The 17,843-nt window shown below is 38.6% G+C and carries 17 protein-coding genes; 2 read left to right on the forward strand and 15 right to left on the reverse strand.

Going from position 1 to position 17,843, the window contains the following annotated elements; all coding sequences use genetic code 11:
- Positions 1-76 precede the first annotated feature (76 nt).
- Together L6C30_RS11580 and L6C30_RS11585 are read right to left on the reverse strand one after the other, a co-directional pair.
- On the reverse strand, positions 77-958 hold the full coding sequence (locus L6C30_RS11580; protein ID WP_308444328.1) for a site-specific DNA-methyltransferase: 882 nt from the start codon (positions 956-958) through the stop codon (positions 77-79).
- Positions 959-1,188: 230 nt separating this feature from the next.
- Complete coding sequence (locus L6C30_RS11585; RefSeq protein WP_057081907.1) at positions 1,189-1,422, reverse strand: hypothetical protein; 234 nt, start codon at positions 1,420-1,422, stop codon at positions 1,189-1,191.
- Between the two features lie 310 nt (positions 1,423-1,732).
- Between L6C30_RS11585 and L6C30_RS11590 the strand changes: the two genes are divergently transcribed.
- Entirely contained in the window at positions 1,733-1,915 is a 183-nt protein-coding gene (locus tag L6C30_RS11590; RefSeq protein WP_057081906.1) for a hypothetical protein, read from the forward strand.
- Between the two features lie 220 nt (positions 1,916-2,135).
- Here L6C30_RS11590 and L6C30_RS11595 read toward each other — a convergent pair whose 3' ends face one another.
- The 13 genes from L6C30_RS11595 to L6C30_RS14925 all read right to left on the reverse strand — a co-directional run bounded on the left by L6C30_RS11595 (position 2,136) and on the right by L6C30_RS14925 (position 15,187).
- Positions 2,136-2,882 (reverse strand): M48 family metallopeptidase, encoded by a 747-nt coding sequence (locus L6C30_RS11595; RefSeq protein ID WP_057081905.1) that lies wholly within the window; start codon positions 2,880-2,882, stop codon positions 2,136-2,138.
- Between the two features lies 1 nt (position 2,883).
- Positions 2,884-6,165: a type I restriction endonuclease subunit R gene (locus L6C30_RS11600; protein WP_139853753.1), complete on the reverse strand. Its 3,282-nt coding sequence runs from the start codon at positions 6,163-6,165 to the stop codon at positions 2,884-2,886.
- Entirely contained in the window at positions 6,162-7,163 is a 1,002-nt protein-coding gene (locus L6C30_RS11605) for a virulence RhuM family protein (protein ID WP_139853752.1), read from the reverse strand. The genes L6C30_RS11600 and L6C30_RS11605 overlap by 4 nt, the downstream gene beginning before the upstream one ends.
- Entirely contained in the window at positions 7,153-8,718 is a 1,566-nt protein-coding gene (locus L6C30_RS11610; protein ID WP_139853751.1) for a hypothetical protein, read from the reverse strand. Before L6C30_RS11610 ends, L6C30_RS11605 begins: the two co-directional genes overlap by 11 nt.
- Complete coding sequence (locus L6C30_RS11615) at positions 8,715-9,929, reverse strand: restriction endonuclease subunit S (protein ID WP_139853750.1); 1,215 nt, start codon at positions 9,927-9,929, stop codon at positions 8,715-8,717. The genes L6C30_RS11610 and L6C30_RS11615 overlap by 4 nt, the downstream gene beginning before the upstream one ends.
- Positions 9,919-11,442 carry a type I restriction-modification system subunit M gene (locus L6C30_RS11620; protein ID WP_139853749.1) on the reverse strand — a complete coding sequence of 508 codons (1,524 nt, stop codon included), beginning with the start codon at positions 11,440-11,442 and terminating at the stop codon, positions 9,919-9,921. The genes L6C30_RS11615 and L6C30_RS11620 overlap by 11 nt, the downstream gene beginning before the upstream one ends.
- The gene (locus L6C30_RS11625) at positions 11,442-12,062 is read right to left on the reverse strand and encodes a restriction endonuclease subunit S (RefSeq protein ID WP_057104322.1); all 621 of its coding nucleotides are present in this window, start codon (positions 12,060-12,062) and stop codon (positions 11,442-11,444) included. Before L6C30_RS11625 ends, L6C30_RS11620 begins: the two co-directional genes overlap by 1 nt.
- 45 nt (positions 12,063-12,107) lie before the next feature.
- Positions 12,108-12,398: a hypothetical protein gene (locus L6C30_RS11630; RefSeq protein ID WP_057081899.1), complete on the reverse strand. Its 291-nt coding sequence runs from the start codon at positions 12,396-12,398 to the stop codon at positions 12,108-12,110.
- A gap of 210 nt (positions 12,399-12,608) precedes the next feature.
- Positions 12,609-12,821: a helix-turn-helix domain-containing protein gene (locus tag L6C30_RS11635; protein ID WP_057081898.1), complete on the reverse strand. Its 213-nt coding sequence runs from the start codon at positions 12,819-12,821 to the stop codon at positions 12,609-12,611.
- A gap of 48 nt (positions 12,822-12,869) precedes the next feature.
- Entirely contained in the window at positions 12,870-13,520 is a 651-nt protein-coding gene (locus tag L6C30_RS11640) for an IS5 family transposase (RefSeq protein WP_198114842.1), read from the reverse strand.
- A 239-nt stretch (positions 13,521-13,759) separates the two neighbouring features.
- Entirely contained in the window at positions 13,760-14,275 is a 516-nt protein-coding gene (locus L6C30_RS11645) for a YkgB family protein (RefSeq protein ID WP_004911234.1), read from the reverse strand.
- A 137-nt stretch (positions 14,276-14,412) separates the two neighbouring features.
- Positions 14,413-14,967 (reverse strand): carboxymuconolactone decarboxylase family protein, encoded by a 555-nt coding sequence (locus tag L6C30_RS11650; RefSeq protein WP_000088799.1) that lies wholly within the window; start codon positions 14,965-14,967, stop codon positions 14,413-14,415.
- Between the two features lie 58 nt (positions 14,968-15,025).
- On the reverse strand, positions 15,026-15,187 hold the full coding sequence (locus L6C30_RS14925; RefSeq protein ID WP_223290059.1) for a peptide-methionine (S)-S-oxide reductase: 162 nt from the start codon (positions 15,185-15,187) through the stop codon (positions 15,026-15,028).
- Between the two features lie 868 nt (positions 15,188-16,055).
- Between L6C30_RS14925 and L6C30_RS11655 the strand changes: the two genes are divergently transcribed.
- Positions 16,056-17,342: a GAF domain-containing protein gene (locus L6C30_RS11655; RefSeq protein ID WP_000257537.1), complete on the forward strand. Its 1,287-nt coding sequence runs from the start codon at positions 16,056-16,058 to the stop codon at positions 17,340-17,342.
- Positions 17,343-17,843: the final 501 nt, after the last annotated feature.

The raw sequence follows: 17,843 nt of genomic DNA on the forward strand, positions 1-17,843 counted from the left end.
TTTCTTCTTGGTCTACGTGCCATAAAATACTCCATATATTGATGTTTATAACATCATTTGAGGAGCAGAATATCACTTATAGGAGTTGTTCAAATTTACGGATCCATCTCTCTCTTTTGACCGCAATATCACTCAACCAAGCAATTTGATCGCACTTGGCACCCTTGTAATAGACAGTCGTTACCTTATTTTTGTTTTTTCCAGATCTAGGCACATATTCAATGCTTAATAGCTCATGATCCCCGGTTACACCTTCCATCACGCGTGTTCTAATTGAGCTTTGAGCATTCGTGTCGCGCATAATCTTATCAAAGTACTTCAGATAGCATTCAGCTTCAGTCAGGTTTTCTTCTTCCATCACCTTTTTGATCGGCTCTAGAACCACACCTTTATGCGTATAAACCTCAATCGGCTCACCTGAACCATCTGTTAATGTCTTAATGTGCTCTTTGGTACCAACGCTTTTTAAGATACGCGTATACTTCCAGCTCTTTTTAAGCTGCTTCATGGTTTCTAGATATTCAAACAATTCTACTTCGTCATAGAAATCGTTGAACTTTTTAAAACCATTCTCACTATTCATATTTTTGGTGTAAATCAAAATATATTCGATATTTTTCTTCAGGCGCTTGTCTTCGCCACCACCAGAAGCACCAGACGTTTGTTTCATTTTTACTGAAACTTGGTTTAAGTAGTTTTCACGACCAAAGACTTCATCTGCTAAAACTTTTAGATATGCTTGTTCATTGTCATCACATTGAATGAAAACCAGGCCATCTTCTTTGAGCAAATCCTTTACGACTTCCAAGCGATTTTTAATAAATAATAACCAAGAAGAATGTGTAAATGTGTCGTTATATTTGAATCCATCGTTCTCAGTATTGTATGGATATATATACCTATATTTAATAAAAATTAAATAATTTATTGTTTTATAAATAAATATAAATATTAAAATTACATAAACAGAATATTACGTTAAATTAATAAAAGATCTATGGCTATTTTGACCGTAAATTTACACTGATAGTTTTCTAAAAACAGTAATAAATACAAATAGAATTTTCTCTCGAGATACTAGCAAGTGATTCGAGGTGAGAACATCTAAACATCTGACTAAAGTTCAGTGATTGACCTAAGCTATTCAATCATTTTAGTGTACTAACACTGCTTTGTTAAAAATGATGATTAGGTCGTATAAAGTTGTTTTTTTAAGCGGGCTATGCGGTTTCTAAACCCTTCTATACTACGTTCTAAACGTGCATAGCTTGCTGTATTTTTATCTTTGCGACATGTTTGGATATAGCTAAATTCTTTGAGTTCTGCCTCAAGTTCTTGAATTTTTAGTACCGTGGCAAGTTTTTTATCCCATTGAGCTAATAAATTGGCTTCTCTGTATTTGAAATAGTCTTCATCGATCATTGCCGTCCTTCTTTTAATTCGCTCATAAAATAGGCATATCAACCCAACCCTACGATAACATAAGCAATTAATTAATATTTCATTATATATGCCGGCAATAAACCATGACTAGCAATTAACTTCAAATAATTACATAACACGCCCTGTATGAGTTTGTAAAAAATTCACCATTAGCAAGTGAAATTCGTGGGTACAAGTTCGTTTTGATATTGGTGAAAAAATACAAGAACTTCTTTCCGTTGCCGAAGATCAATTTGAGCAATATAAATCAAAACGAACAACTATTTGGCGAAATAAACTGATCAATACTATGAAAGGTTTATTGAATGAATGCTTACCTCAAGCTCAATATTCAGCTATATCATCTACTGTTACCTTATCTGATGATATATTCAAAAATATAAAACAAGGTATGGAAGATGAAGGACTGTGGAATGAGGAATTAGAGCAAAAGCTTTTTTTTGCATCTCAAATACAGCTTTCATATTTGTAATCTATAAGGGAGATATTAAATTTCCCTTTTTATAGCTTACGATAGGCTTACATTGCACAAACTTCCTGAAAAGCCATTCATTGATATTTTATGTATAAGTTGCTGTTTTGTAATTACAATATTTTAAATTTAAGCTCACTTATGCCACATACCTTAATCAGTTTATAAATTATATGGAAGAGTTCCCCCTTACCGAATTTCCACCGCTGAAACAAACTTGTTATAAAATATCAAAAAACTTCACAGCCATGTTATCTAATCTCTCTTTCACTACCTCCCAATCAGGCATAACTTGATTCAATAGTTGGTAGAAACGCTCACTATGATTATGTTCAACCAAATGACAAAGTTCATGCAGAATCACATAATCAATGCAGATTGTAGGCGCTTTAACTAGATGAGGATTGAGCGTAAGTAAACCTGATGGGGAGCAGTTTCCCCACTGTGTTCGCATGGTCATCAAACGAATATCAGGGTAATTTTCAACCCATAAAGCTTGTTCTAGAATATGTTGCAAACGTGCTTCGAATATGACTTTTGCTCGGATTCTATACCATTCATTTAAATAAGATTTAATACTTTCAAGACCCATATCCAAGGTGTTTACTTCCAATCTTCCTCTTAGAAGTTTTACACCTTTTGGCTTGGTATCATCATGAATCACTTTCAATTGATATTGTTTACCTAAATAAAAGTGGCTTTCACCACTTTTATATTTGCGAGGCGTGATAAATCTACTTTGTTCACGGAACTCTCGTAATTGTTTATAGATCCAACGACTACGCTGCTTTACCGCTTCAATAATTGTTTGATCATCTGTATTTAACGGTGTTGATACAACCACCCGACAATCAGCATAGACTTTAATCAGTATCTTTTGAGTACGACTAGGACTTTCAAGCACCTCAAAATCAATAATTTCATCACCATAAACAATGCTTAACTTTCTCTCTGGCAGCGTATTCATCCTAGAGCCCATTTAAACCAACCCGAGTAATTTGTACGATCATTTCTACAATTTTTTTTGCTTGATCCATACCACTCCCAATGGATTTACATTCACGGAACATCTGAGGTAATAATTTTTTACGGATATCCGCTTCAATATTTTGCGGATTGATGGAGTTTTCAGCCACAGAGCTCATCACAGAACGATCAACCTCGAAAGCGAGTTCAATCCACTTATCTTGATTCTGTTGATTTGTTATCGAGAATGCTTCAGGTAATAGCTTCTTAAAGACCCCGTAATAAGCTTGAGCATGCTTATTACCACTGAACACATCGGGAATTTCATCTAAACGACGAGCTTCAACTTGTTCTTCAAACTCTCTAAACAACATGTGTTGCTTCAATGGGTGATCAAACTCTTTCTCTGCTTCTTCAATGACTTGACGTAACAGCTTAGAGAAAGCCTCCTGAGCATAAGGATCATCACGCAATTGTTGCTCAATCATCTTAGTTACACGAGTTTTAATGATATCCGTTTCATTACGTGTTTTCTCTTCACTCCAATCTTCAGGCTGAGCTATTTTACCCATCTTGCCAACTTCATAAACCCCATCAGGGTCCTTAACTTCAATGCCCACAACATGCTTATCAATCAGTTTTTTGACTTGCTCTGCATACTGATCGTAGTCAACAGTCTCCCCAGCATCTCGTTTCACAATTTGACGCAAGCTTGTAAATAGTTTGACTGTTTCTTTGTAGTGCTGACGATCTGCATCAGAAAAGCTTTTATCTTCAAAGAAGGTTGCTGACTGCAACGCAACTTTTAAACAACTTGCAAACTCTGTAAGTGCTTCATAAAAATCATCACGAACTTTTAAGTGAATATCGACTAACTCACCCTTACGTTCTTCAATACGAGGAACTAAAACTTGGCGTAACTGCTCTGGATCATTTTTATTTTTAACATCAGCAAAAATTGCCCAAAGTGCTTTATACAAACGAGGTAATCGTTTGTATTCAGAACTCATTTGAGTATATAAGCCTGTAAGATCGTTAATATCATAACCACCTTGGGTACGAGCAGCGAGATCTTGGTAATCAAGAATTGTGGCATCCAATTCTTTTAAAATACCGCGATAATCAATTAATAAACCAAACTTTTTCAATGGGTGAAGTCTGTTTACACGCGCAATTGCTTGAATTAAATTGTGCTGTTTTAAATTTTTATCAATATAAAGAACAGCATTTTTAGGTTCATCAAAACCTGTTAAGAGCTTATCCACCACTATCAGCAATTTAAGCGAATCATCTTTTTCAAAACGCTCAATTACTTGTTTGGTATAAGTTTGCTCATCCTGAGTGCCGACATTGTCTTTCCACCATTGGGTCACTTCAGGGGTAGTCGATTCATCAACATCAGTATTTCCTTCACGACTATCAGGTGGGCTCATCACCACAGCAGACTCAAACAAGCCTGCTTCATCCAAGTACTTTTTATACTTAATCGCTGAAGCCTTGCTATCGCAAGCAAGCTGTCCTTTTAAACCATCATCAATATTTTTCACAAAGTGATTGGCAATATCTAACGCAATCAGGCGAATACGATCATCCGCAGTATAAATTTCACCTTTTCTCGCAAATTTACGTTTTAAATCTGCTTTTTGCTGATCATTTAAACCTTCTGTTATCCGTTCAAACCACGTATCAATCGCTCGTTCATTGACATCTAAATCAGGAATTCGTTCTTCATAGAGCAAAGGCGTTACGGTTTTATCTTCTACGGCTCTTTGCATTGTATAAGCATGAACAATAGGTCCAAACTTGTTAACGGTCTTTTCATCTTTAAGCAATGGTGTACCTGTAAATGCCACGAATGCCGCATTTGGCAGTGCGAGTTTCATACGTACATGGTTTTCACCACCTTGGCTTCGATGCCCTTCATCAATCAGGACAATGAAGTCTGAACTTGTGTTAACACATTCAGGAAGCTTGGTTGCAGAATTAAACTTCTGAATCAAAGAGAACATGATTCGTTCTGTACCCTTACCAATTTGTTCAGCCAAGCGTTTGCCTGAAGTCGCCATGGCATTTTGCTTGTCTTTTTTTCCTGCCAGTTCACCACCTGATACAAAGGTTTTACTCAGTTGATCTTCTAAATCGACACGGTCAGTGACAACCAAAATACGGCATTTTTTTAAAGTTTCATGTAAGATCATGGCTTTACTGAGAAAGACCATAGTAAAAGATTTACCTGAGCCTGTTGTATGCCAAATCACACCACCTTCACGACCACCTTTGCTGTTCTTCGTACTAATACGCTCAATAAGTCGTTTGATACCAAAGATTTGCTGATAACGAGCAACAATTTTTCCTGCTTTCTTATCGAAAAGCGTATATAGGCGAACCATTTCAAGTAGGCGTTCAGGCTTTAATAGACTAATCAGCAGTTGATCTTGACCTGTAACAGCTAAGTCTCCACCTGCAATTAGGTTTTCATACCAATTTAAGTCATCAACTGGACGATAAGAAAATAGGCTCTGTTTTTGAGAAGCACTTAATTTCTTATTTTTAAGCGCATACATTTCTGCATCAGAAATATCTTCTTCTCGCCATGCAGCCCAAAATTTTGCAGGGGTATTACATGTGCCGTAACGACCTTCATGCCCATTTATAGAGAGTATCAGTTGGCTATATGCAAACAGATGTGGAATTTCATCAGGTCGCTGATTACGAAGTGTCTGAGAAATACCTTCATTAATTGTTGGACCTTTCTTTGCCTGACTGTCAGGGCGTTTTGCTTCAATCACAACTAAAGGAATACCATTTACAAAGCAAATGATATCGGGTCTACGTGTATCTACTCCACCTGAACGTGTTACAGCAAATTCTTCTGTATATGAAAAGTCATTATTATGGATGTTATGCCAATCAATCAATGGAATCGTTGGGCTGACCTTCTTTCCATTTACAAATTCAGTTACAGGAATACCGTAGAACAAATGGTTATAGATTTTTTCATTGGCTGTAAGTAACCCTTCATTCAAAGCAGGACTACAAATTTCTGATATCAAATTATCTACTGATTTTGCTGAAATTGGATATTCCTGACCCGCAAATGTAAAGCTGCGTTTTGCCAATTCAGCACGTAAAATTTGCCGTAGAACAACTTGGTCTTGTTTAGCATCACGAGCAGCCAGCGCCTGCGATGGCGGGAGGAATGACCAGCCCAAATTACACAGCAAAGTCAGAGCTGGCAGCTTGGCGCTGTATTCTTCTTGGAATTTAGGATTATACAGCGTCATGACTTATCCTTATTTGACCATTGCAGTAATTCAGCAATATCTTGCTCACCCTGCTTTTCTCTCAATTCCCTTTGCTGAACACTATAAACATCAAACTCAATATAAGCTTTTTCATTTGCCTGCTGTCTGCTAATACTGCCATGATTTGCCAACACGTTACGATCATTAAACTGCAAAAATTGATCTAGCTTTTGCTGCCAATCTTTCAAGAATATTTGTTTGCGTCTTTTTGCCTGATCTTCGGCAAAGTCTAGCCACATAGTAACGATACGGTTGAGTTCTTCGATTTCAGTTTTTTCTAAATAGTTTTTAGCGACAGTAACGTCATTTTTTTTAATTTTTTTACCTTTAAAATTACTTAGCCCCATGTGAATTTTCTTAGCATCTGCTCGACGATAAATAACTTCAGCAGCGGTTTGGCCAGTACAAACAAAATGCAGTTTATTTTGAATGACTTGAAAAAATTGTGTGGTTTCTTTAAATGATGGTTGATAGTCGGCAGCCAATGCAAAAATTTCCCGAACGCGCAGATAAACGCGTCGCTCACTTGCCCGTATATCTCGGATACGTTCTAGTAATTCATCAAAGTGGTCAGGTGCTGGGACTGTTCCCACAGGTGGATTTTTTAATCGTTCATCATCTATTGCAAAACCTTTTTGCAAATACTCCCCAATGGTACGCGTTGCCCATTGGCGAAATTGTGTGCCACGTGTTGAGCGCACTCGATAGCCAATCGCAATAATCATTGCTAAGGCATAAAATTGCATTTGATATTTTTTACCATCACTGGCAGTTGTCAACTGAAAGTTGACAACTGCTTCGGGCAATAATTCGCCTTCGTCCAAAATAGCCTTTATATGTTTACTAATATTTTGCTTAGTGGTTTGATAAAGCTCAGCTATTTCTAATTGTGTAAGCCACAATTGTCCACCTAACTCACGCAGTACAAATTGAGATTGTCCGTCATCGGTGGTGTAAAGGATAAGATCATTTCCCATGCTTGGCTTCTTGTATATCATCAGGTTTCAACATAGAAATTACATAATTAACCCAAAGCTCCTCTCCAATACATCGTGTATTACTATTAACTGGCACAACCACAACTGATTTACTATAACTGTTAGAAATTCTCAGTTTTTTTCGTAAATCACGTTGTTGTTGCTCAGCCGAACCATCTACATCTCGACTAATTACAAAAAGTTTTTTCCCGTAACTTTCAATTAGCTCACGAAACAATCCATTGATATGGCTGTCATCTTTATTAAAACCAAACCCTACAACCACGATAGCATCTGAATCGTTGTAAGCATCAAATAGCTGTACATAACGCCTTGACATAGTCACAGAAGTTAAAGGTTTTAATCCACTCTGCGTCAAAATAAATGGTACATAGATTTGGGATTGATCCAATTCGTCCGTATTTTCACAAGTTACAACAGTATTTTTATATGGATTATAATAATCATGCACACAGCCATTAAGGTGAATCACCTCAGGAATTGACATCTTTTGTTGCTCAAAAATAGGAGCCAATAAACTATTATAATTTGCAGTGCCAATAGCTGAAAATTCATGATTATTAACAAAATCTGCTAAATCATGATAATAACCTTCTGATGAGATAGTAGATATATCAGGAGCTTGACTTTGAATATAATCTCGTGCAATTTTCAAAAATATAACCATCTTGGTAAACTTAGCCCAATCAGTTTCTGGAGAAAATAAATAACGAAAATGATCATCTATTAACTTCTGATAATCTAAAACTGTGGTAAATATACTCTCAAGCACATTTTGTGCAATTGCACAGAACAAACTTAGTCCAGTATCTGAGTCAGCAGTACCAAAACTTCGATTTTCTTCTAGAAGCAATTCAAGTGCCGTTGAACCAATACGATTGAACTCCAAACGAAACATACCTGAAATATCATCAAAAATTGGTAAATCATCTGGTGCTGTTTCAAACAATTCTTGGTTTAACTTGCAAACAAGATCTTGACCATGAGCCCCAACCAATAACTGTAAAAAAGCCGTAACATACCGTTTAAGATCATCGCTATTATCACTATTTTTCACAATATCAAGCATTGCTGAATAATAATTTGAGCCAAATAAATTCACATCTTTAGCCAATAATTCATTCAATTTAATAGCATGTGTATAAACACGGTCTCCAATGGAACTACCTACCACCTCCGAAAATTTCTGTTCTAGTAACTCTCTACTAATCCCTAGTGTAGACATTGCTGCATCACACTCAGAATCAAATTGATTTAATCGTCTAATAATTTCAGTTCGACGATATTCAATTGATGATTCAATCAAACACGTAAACTCACTTCGTCCAAACGCATGAATCCTTTTTTCCTTAAAGCCCTGCGGTAACCAATCTGTAGCATATGTTGACATAACATCAATGGTTTGCAACTGATGTCGGAAAGCGGTTCGAAATGGACTAGGGTCTTGTCTAAATAGATCAATAGCAAATTTCCCTCCACTTGGCAGCCCATAACTAATCTCTGCACCTGCACCAAAGAAAAAACCAAGTTTCATTTCAATTCTCCTAATTTCACCCGACGTTTACCTGTTAACAATTGCTGCATGAGTGCTTTTTTTTCTTGCTTTAAACAATTGAGTTTTTTCTGCAAAGTTTCAATTTCTTGATCGGCGAAAGAAAGGACTTTAGCAATTTTTCGTTGTTCTTGTATCTCAGGTAACTTAAGAACGAAACTACTAATAGCATCAAATCCAACAGAATCCCTAACAGAACCTTGAGTACTGTTATTGATTCGTTGCTTAGCTTCATTAGACTTCATCCAATAAAGGAAAAAATCACTATCTAAATTTTCAGATTTAATGCTAAAAACAACATACATCGGACTTAATAAACCATTTTCAAATTGATCTAGCCTTGCAAAAGACCCCACATTGATACGTGATGGGTTATAACCATACTGTCCTTGCCTAACTACCTTGTAATTCGAAACTTCGTCACTCGCAATACGCTTTGAAAACTGATTTTCAGGTAAAATGAATCCACTATGATTTGTCACACTTAGCACACGAGATATTGAATTATCTTTATTACGTTGCTTCTCTTCTTTCAAGAATATTCCTAGACGATGTTTTTCCCAAGAAATATTAAATCTTGATCTTGCCTCATCAAGCAAACGTTTCTTACCTGTGAGCAATTGTTGCATCAATGCTTTTTTCTGCTGTTGGCTATTTTCAAGCAGTTTTTCAGTAGCCGAAATCGCTTGGTCCCAAGTTGAAAGGATTTGGGCGATTGCCTTTTGTTCATCTAGAATTGGATGATAAATTTTTAACTTTTTAACTTCAGCAATATTAATACCTTTGACAGCTTGGCCGACTGTATTCAAAGTAATTTGTTGCTGAACATTAAATGATTGCAACGCATAAAATATATAAAGTGAATCATCATTTGATGAAACTCTAATTCTTGCCGTATCTTGCGTTATATTTGCACCATTTAATGAGTTAGGCACAATCGCAACACGTCCTGTAGTGCCGCGTATCGTCAATAAAATATCGCCTTCTTTTACTTCGGCTCGCTTATATTGTGCATGAATTTCAGGCGTAGTCTTGAGTAAATCATCTTCTAGAATTACGCCGCCTATAATATTCTTTACTTTAATTACAGGAATTCCACCTTCATAGTGATCACCCGGCTTCAAAATGCCATAACAAATAGGAGCATCATTACTAACAAAAGTATCTAAAGGCGTTATTTTATTAATTGACATAACCTAGCTCCTCTAAATACTTCGCCATTTGCACTTCAAGCTCAGCAAGTTGAGTCTTTAACTGCTCACGCTCAGCACGTACAGCAACCAAATCAATCTCAGCTTCCTCTTCAAAGGTATCCACATAACGAGGAATGTTCAGGTTGTAATCGTTGTCTTTGACTTGCTGCAAAGTCGCCAAATACGCATACTTATCTACACTTTCACGAGCTCGATAGGTTGCAATAATCTTGGCAATATTCTCTTCAGATAAGTTGTTTTGATTTTTACCTGACTTAAACTCACGGCTTGCATCAATAAACAAAACCGAATCATCAGACTTTTGCTTTTTGAAAATTAAAATCGCAGCAGGAATACCCGTACCGTAGAAGAGCTTTTCAGGTAAACCAATCACCGCATCTAACAAGTTTTCGTTTATCAACTTCTCACGAATCTTCCCTTCAGACGAACCACGGAATAACACACCATGTGGAACCACAACACCCATACGACCCGTAACAGGTTTTAGCGTTTCAATCATGTGTGAGATAAACGCATAATCACCTTTGGTCTTTGGTGGTAAACCACGACGGAAACGATCAAACTTATCATTTTCAGCTTGCTCATAACCCCACTTGTCTAATGAGAATGGTGGGTTTGCGGTCACGATATCAAACAGCATCAAGTCGCCATTTTTATCCAATAATTTTGGATTACGAATGGTATCTCCCCACTCAATTTTATGATTATCTTCACCATGCAAGAACATGTTCATCTTCGCCAATGACCAAGTTGAACCAATCGCTTCTTGCCCATAAAGTGCATATTCTTTGCTATCGTGATTCGCTACAACTTTACGACCACATTTCATTAATAGTGAGCCAGAACCACAGGCAGGGTCACAAATGCTGTCGCCTTTTTGTGGGTCAAGTAACTCTGCAATTAAGTCCGATACTTCAGGTGGTGTATAGAATTCACCTGCTTTTTGACCACCACTCGCGGCGAAATTTTTAATCAAAAACTCATAACCGTTGCCAATCACATCAAGTAAACCTACACGGCTTGGTTTCAGATCTAAATCCTTAGAAGCAAACACTTCAAGTAAGTCTTTCAGAATCGTATTCTTTTGTTTTTCTTCACCCAATTTATCGGTATTAAACGAGATATCTTGGAAAACGCTTTTGCCTACATCTTTGAGCTTTGTACCATTGGCTTCTTCAAGTGCATGCAAAGCCATATCAATACGTTCACCATTGCCGGGTTCAAAGCGACGCTCATGCAAGGTATAGAAATTTGATTCACGAGGCAGGACAAAACGCTCGCTTTTCATTAATTCTTCGATGAGCTCAGGTTCATCGCCATGTTCATTTTTATAATTATCGTAGTGATCTTGCCATACATCAGAGATGTACTTTAAGAATAACATCGTCAAAATATAGTCTTTGTAGGTATCTGCACTCACCGTGCCACGGAATACATCACATGCCGACCAAAGGGCTTTATTGACGGTATCTTGATTGATTTGAGTAACCATTATTTGTTTCCTTGGAGCAGTTGTTTAAACATGCCCATCATCATTTGTTCACGATTTTTAAGTAATTGTTGGGTCAAGATCTGCTCTTGCTCCCAAATACGGTTTAATTCGATTATGCGTTGCTGAATATCCAAGCTAGGGATTTCAACTTCAAACTGGTTGACTGTAGATACGCTAAGCATTGGCATCTTAGAGCCCTGACTTTCTTTCCGTAACTCGTATTGCACATGAGGTTGGTTTAAGTACCAGCATAAGTATTCAGGCACTACATTTTGATTTGGCATTATTATCAAAAACTGGCTACTCACAATTAAGGGTAATGCTTTTGATTGATCTTGATTGCCTACAAAATAATGTGCCTTGAGATACTCTCCACGACAGGGCAGCAACACAGACTCAGGCGACACGATTGCGTTATCTTTACCTTGCCAATCAATTTGCGGTAAAGCATCTGCAAAAAGCGTATAACTACATGTATCCGTTGCTATGTTACGAATGTCTTTGATCTGCAATACGTGGGCATTGCCAGACTCAACTTCCTCGATCTTTTCTCGAAATGTAAAGCCTGTACGAATCTCTGTAAGGTCGCTCAGTTTTAAGAATCTCTTTAACTTTGCCATAAATATTTACTCAGAAAGGGATTGAGCCATCCTTGGCTCACATATTTAAGAAGCTTTGCCTAAGTTTTCTTTAAGCCAAGTAGTAACATCTTTCATTCCCTTTGAATCAAGGTTGTACCAAGCTGCCTCATTTTGTAAGCGAGTCACTAATAAGCCATCATTACCATCCATGACTTTGAATAATTCCTCTGCAATTTGTGATGGTGTTTTTTCAGAGACAATTAACCAACATGACTCCAGTGGATGACACCAATTGCCTAGAGACCTAATTTTTTCATAAAGCTCATCATAGTTACGTTGTTTACGCAGGTCATAATTGATCTGATATACTTTCATTTGTTCTGAACTCCTAATATTTAGTCGTGTTAATGGTTTTGAACTCGATGACAGGCGGCCACCTGTCATCCTTATTTTTTGCAGTAGAACATCTATTCAAACCAGCTAAATAGCATATTATGTTGCTGATAGTACTATGTCAATTAAAATTACAGTAGATTATCTACGTTTTTTATTTAATTTATAACCTTTTGTTAAATAATTAATTTTCTAAAAGTTCGGTAATAAGTGTTGAGGATGAATCTTCAATATTTTTGCAATCTCATATAGTTTTTCGACAGTTAGATTTACTTCCCCACGCTCAATTCTTCCCATGTAGCTCCTATCTATAGAGCACTGTAGGGCCAAGAACTCTTGAGTCATGTTTAACTCTATTCTTTTATTACGGATTAATTTCCCAATTTTTATAGATAATTCTGACATGTTCGGCGTCAACTATCTTGGCCGGTTCGCGTCAATTATGATGGCCGGTTAGGTTTTCTCATTTTTCCTACTTCCAGCTTGTTTTAACTGATGTTGTTTTCGATAGCTTTCTCCTTCTAATTCTATAATTGTCGCGTGGTGGATCAGCCGATCTATGGCCGCTACCGTCATCATGCTGTCTGGGAAGATCTGATCCCATGCACTAAACGGGTGATTGGCTGTGATGATCAGGCTACCGCTTTCATATCGATGCGCGATAAATTCAAACAGTACCTGGGTTTCTGCATCGGTTTTTTTCACATAACCAATGTCATTTATCTGACCACCCGATATTTCAAAATAAACGGGAAGCCCACCGCTATCTACAGCGAGATGAATTTTTGTAGAACTCCCACCCCGACTTTTTCCTATCGCTTCATCTGAACTGCTTGCGGCTCCGCTACTGTCTTGATGCGCTTTGACAATACTTCCATCAATAAACAACCATTCTGGATCATTATCGGACGATATGCTTTGAAACCATTTTTGTAACACACCTTTCTTTGACCAAAGGTTAAAGCGCTTAAATACAGAGTTCCAACGACCGAATCTTTCAGGCAAATCTCGCCACTGAATGCCTGTGCGCATACGATAAAGTATGCCTTCCAGTGTATTTCGGTGTTCATATTTATTGTAAACACGCCCTGTCTCTTTAAGTATTTGCTTTAGGGCTTCCTAGGCGTTATCTGTTAGCATTGTCCTTGGCATAGCAACGTCCGTTCTCGGTGGTATTTTTGATTTTTGGCGAAACCATTATACCTTGTTGCTATGCCGTTCATTTTTCACTCAAAGATCAACAGCCTCTAGTAAGGCACGTACTTGAAGCACTTAAAAGATAAAAATAAAGGCTCTCTAATGTGTTTAGGAGCCATCTAACTTATAGTTGTTTCGGGTGAGGCTTATTTGTTTTTGTGCTCCAGTGCTGTAAGTGATGTACCTACGATAAATATAGACACGACAAACAAGCCTAAATCTTTTAGCAAAAACTGGCCAGGAACCACAGAGATCGCAGGAAACCCAAGAGATGCCTCAAAAACACCGGGTGTAGTCAGCATGAACGACAATGTCGTAAAAAAGAGTCCGGTTGAAAGTACACCGCCCAAGATTGCGAGCTTAGGGGAGAAAACTCGTGCAGCGATTAACAGGCCAACTGAAATTTCAAGCACACCCAGAAAATTTGAGAATCCTTGAATGCTGAGGAAGCTATACATCCACGAAAGCAGAGGGCTATTACTAACAAAACCATGTATACCGTTTGCTTCGTAGCTAGTGAATTTCATGCCACCAAACCACAAATATATTATCGTCATGGCAACGTAGATGCCACCTATACCAAACTTAGTGATTTTTGCACCGAGATTATTACTAAGGGTATTGGTAGTCTGGACACCATTTTCAATTTCGGGAATAGTCATCTTATATCTCCAATTATTTTTAGCCATGTGGACTCACTCTATGTAGCCCACTAAAATGATATGACTCTTGAGAAAAACTATATGTTTACTCGAGTCGAACCTAACTTAGGTAATTGCTGTAGTTGAGCACCAATGGATTAGACATCAATGCCTAGTGGTTGAACGGCCGGGAAGTCGACCTCGGTCTGTGTCACTTCGTTAACGTAGTTAGTGAAAGTGTTCAGGGCAACAGCCAACAGAATATCCACTACATGTGCATCACTGTAGCCAGCGTTCAGCACCGCTTGGACCTGGTCATTGCTGACTTGCCCGCGCTGGCGGACTACGGCGGCAGCAAAACGCACGGCTGCGTCGGCCTTAGGGTCATTTGATGCACCGCTGCGGTTGGCAGTGAGTTCAGCATCATCAAGCTTGGCCACCTTACGGCCTAGGAAGGAATGGGCAGCAAGGCAATAATCGCAGCCGTTGATCTCAGCGACGGCTAGGGCAATACGCTCAAGAGTCGCTGTACCCAAGCCGCCCTGTGCTGATGCTGCGCTCAATTGCAGGTAGCCAGTCAGCGCAGCAGGGCTGTTGGCAACGACGCGGAACATGTTAGGAACGCGGCCCAGTTGTTTTTCCACAGCCTTGAGTGAGGTATGGGTAGCAGTAGGCGCGGCGTCGATTGTGGTAGGGGTGTTCAAACGTGACATAAATTTCTCCTAGTGATTTGAAAGACAGCACGCTGTATTGGCGTGGAATAAATTGTATTTAAGAAGGTTCTGCTTGATAATCCGTTGCTATCAGACAGCTCATCTTCACGTCTTGCGCAGTCGCCATTTCAGTGCCACTACACACCTTCGTTGACGTCACGCCGTCCTGATTTCTAAGGAGGTCTTCGAGACTCCAAAAACACCCTCCGGCAACGATCACATTATTTATTTTTCATAAAGCCTCCTTGGTTTTTATCTATTTACTAATGGAACTGAATTTACAGCATGTAAAATAGATATAACATGCTCAATAGTTCGTATAATGTGACTTATTAGACAGTTTACGTAGGGGCTATGTATGGATGCAGACTTTGGATATCAGATTAAAAGAGTTGTGAAATTAAGGGTTCACGAAAAACTGCAAATATAGGGCAAATCAGATTGTCTATACCCATAATTTAGAGCGCCCGAGCATCAGGAACTCACTGAAAGCAGACGTTTCTGAAAATAAACAAGGCACAGCGCTTGAAAATTTCGAGACATCAACGTTTTGCCAAAAGGCTAAAAATGCGTGCACTACTCATTTCGCATTTAAAGAGAGCATCGGTTATTAGGCAATAACGATGTGGCCAAAATTTGTCGACCACTACACTATCTCGTAAACGAGTTTGATAGACGTCAACTAGTACGTATTTTTAGTGTAAGGTCATATTAATGCACGATGCTAAACTCTGCTGTGAGCTAGGTAGGATGTATAAATACCATAAATATTTCAATGCTTTACTTTTTAAAGCTCAAGTGAGTTACTCAGTTCCGACTGTTGGTGGCAGATTTGGAATCTCGCGATTTGTCTTAAATGTCAGCCAAGCAAGTCTCTCGCTAATAAAGTGTTGACTATCCCTGACAAAGTAACAATTTCTTGCCATAATCAGACTTAAGCACTTTACTTAGAGTGTATGTGCGCCGCTTAATGCATCAATGCTGCTAATTCCCTGATTGACATCAATCACTTTGTTTCCTGTTTGATACTCTGAGATAAACAAGATCGAATGATGCAAAAGGGGACTATTTAAATACTGAGGGAACAAATGGCAGTAGATTTGAGCATAGAAACCGCTCTGCTCCTAGAGCGCTGGCAAGGCATTGTAAACTCGATGGCTCAAGTCGCGGAAGTGCCTTGTGTGCTGATTAATCGATTAGATAAAAACGAAATTTGTCAGGCTGTTGGCAGTGTGTCAGTACCAACTTTTTATTGCGGTGAACCTGTTCCATTGGCACTTAACACTTATTGTTCCCAAGTCATTTCCAGTAACCAGCCATTACTAGTTGAAAATGCAATCGGTACCCGATATGAAAACAATAACCCAACATTTGCAGCAGGCTTTAGTTATTACTATGGCCTGCCATTGCTTTGGCCTAGCGGAAAAACTTTCGGTACTTTGTGTATGTTGGACTTTTCAAGCCCAGATCGGGCATCACAACACTGTTCCTTACTCACACTTTTTAAGCAGGCCATTGAATACGATTTACAGATGCTTCAACAACAGCAAGATCTGCTAAAGCGTGAGCAACAAGCAGACAAAAAATTTATACAACTATTCAATGAGATGTCAAATAGGATAAGACCGGTAACTAATAATAAGTTGCTTCAATCTGAGTTGTTTGTACTTTTGACAAGCCAATACCAATACTGGCATCAGGAACTGGATAAGCAGCTTAATCAAACCGTCCTGACTGATGAAAACTCCATTCATATAGCGGCACTGGTTCGAATTTGGTCAAATTTGTTGGCGATTGCCCATGAAACAGAATGGTTGAGAGCTACGGCAGTTCTAGAACCTTATAGTTGTGATGCTGTTGCGTCACTGGTCAATGCAACTCCATTATTAGAACAAGCAGTGTATAAAACAGCGCTGACCCTTGGTGCTGATCTCGTTTTGAGGAGTCATTTGCCTAATCCACTGTTACTAAGTGGGAAACCAGAGTTATGGTCTCTGATAGGACTAGCTATCACGAGCTTTTTAGTTGTTGGCGCCAGCGGTACAAGTATAACTATTTTTGTCAGTAACCGATTAAAAGGTAAGTACAGAGTTTTGGAATGGTCCCTTCTTGTAAAAGGCCAGACGATGCCGCTGCGTTTTACCCGCGATAATCAAGCGCTTTATGGTTTTGCAACAGTATGTGCCGAGTTAGCGGGTGCTGTTCTTGAATCTGGTGAGTGGCAATTAACTGAGAGTCTTCAGCAACAGAGTCGTTATCTCAACTCAAATCGTGATCACGTTGACGACATTGAAAGCAGGAATGCTTCAAGAACTGCTAATGGCATAACCAGGCTTATCTGCTTATCGATACCGGTGATGGGAGACGATTTATAAACACTCAGCGATGATCAGCGAAGTTGTGTTTTAGTTTTCTTGTTGGCACTACATCCGGTATGGCGGCCTTTAATCTGAGAGTGACACTTGGGATAACTGAAAAACTGGCTGTGATTCTGCTGAACGGAGCTTGGTGCTAAGCATGTTGGCGTCATTCAAAGCAAGGTCAACACTGCTATTAACGTTTACGATTATCTGACGGACGTGCTGCTGCGCGTCAACCAACATCCAGTAAGCAAGGTACATGAACTAATGCCGAAGTTACGGAAAGCTCAGTTCGAAAGCGCATTACAGCGTTCAGCTCTATTTAGCAATCCCGATGCTTCGGTAAAATAAGCCACGGAAAATGCTCCGGAGGCCGCATGCACACTAAATAGATGACGTTAGACGAAGAGTTGGATTTAAACGAGCAAATTATAGAGCCTGCGACCGGAAAAGCCAAAAGTTTATAAATACAGCTAAAACTCAAATCAAGCAGGCGAATATTGTACAAAACAATAC

The organism is Acinetobacter sp. KAM396, from assembly GCF_021602765.1.
Classification (GTDB): Bacteria; Pseudomonadota; Gammaproteobacteria; order Pseudomonadales; family Moraxellaceae; genus Acinetobacter; species Acinetobacter towneri_A.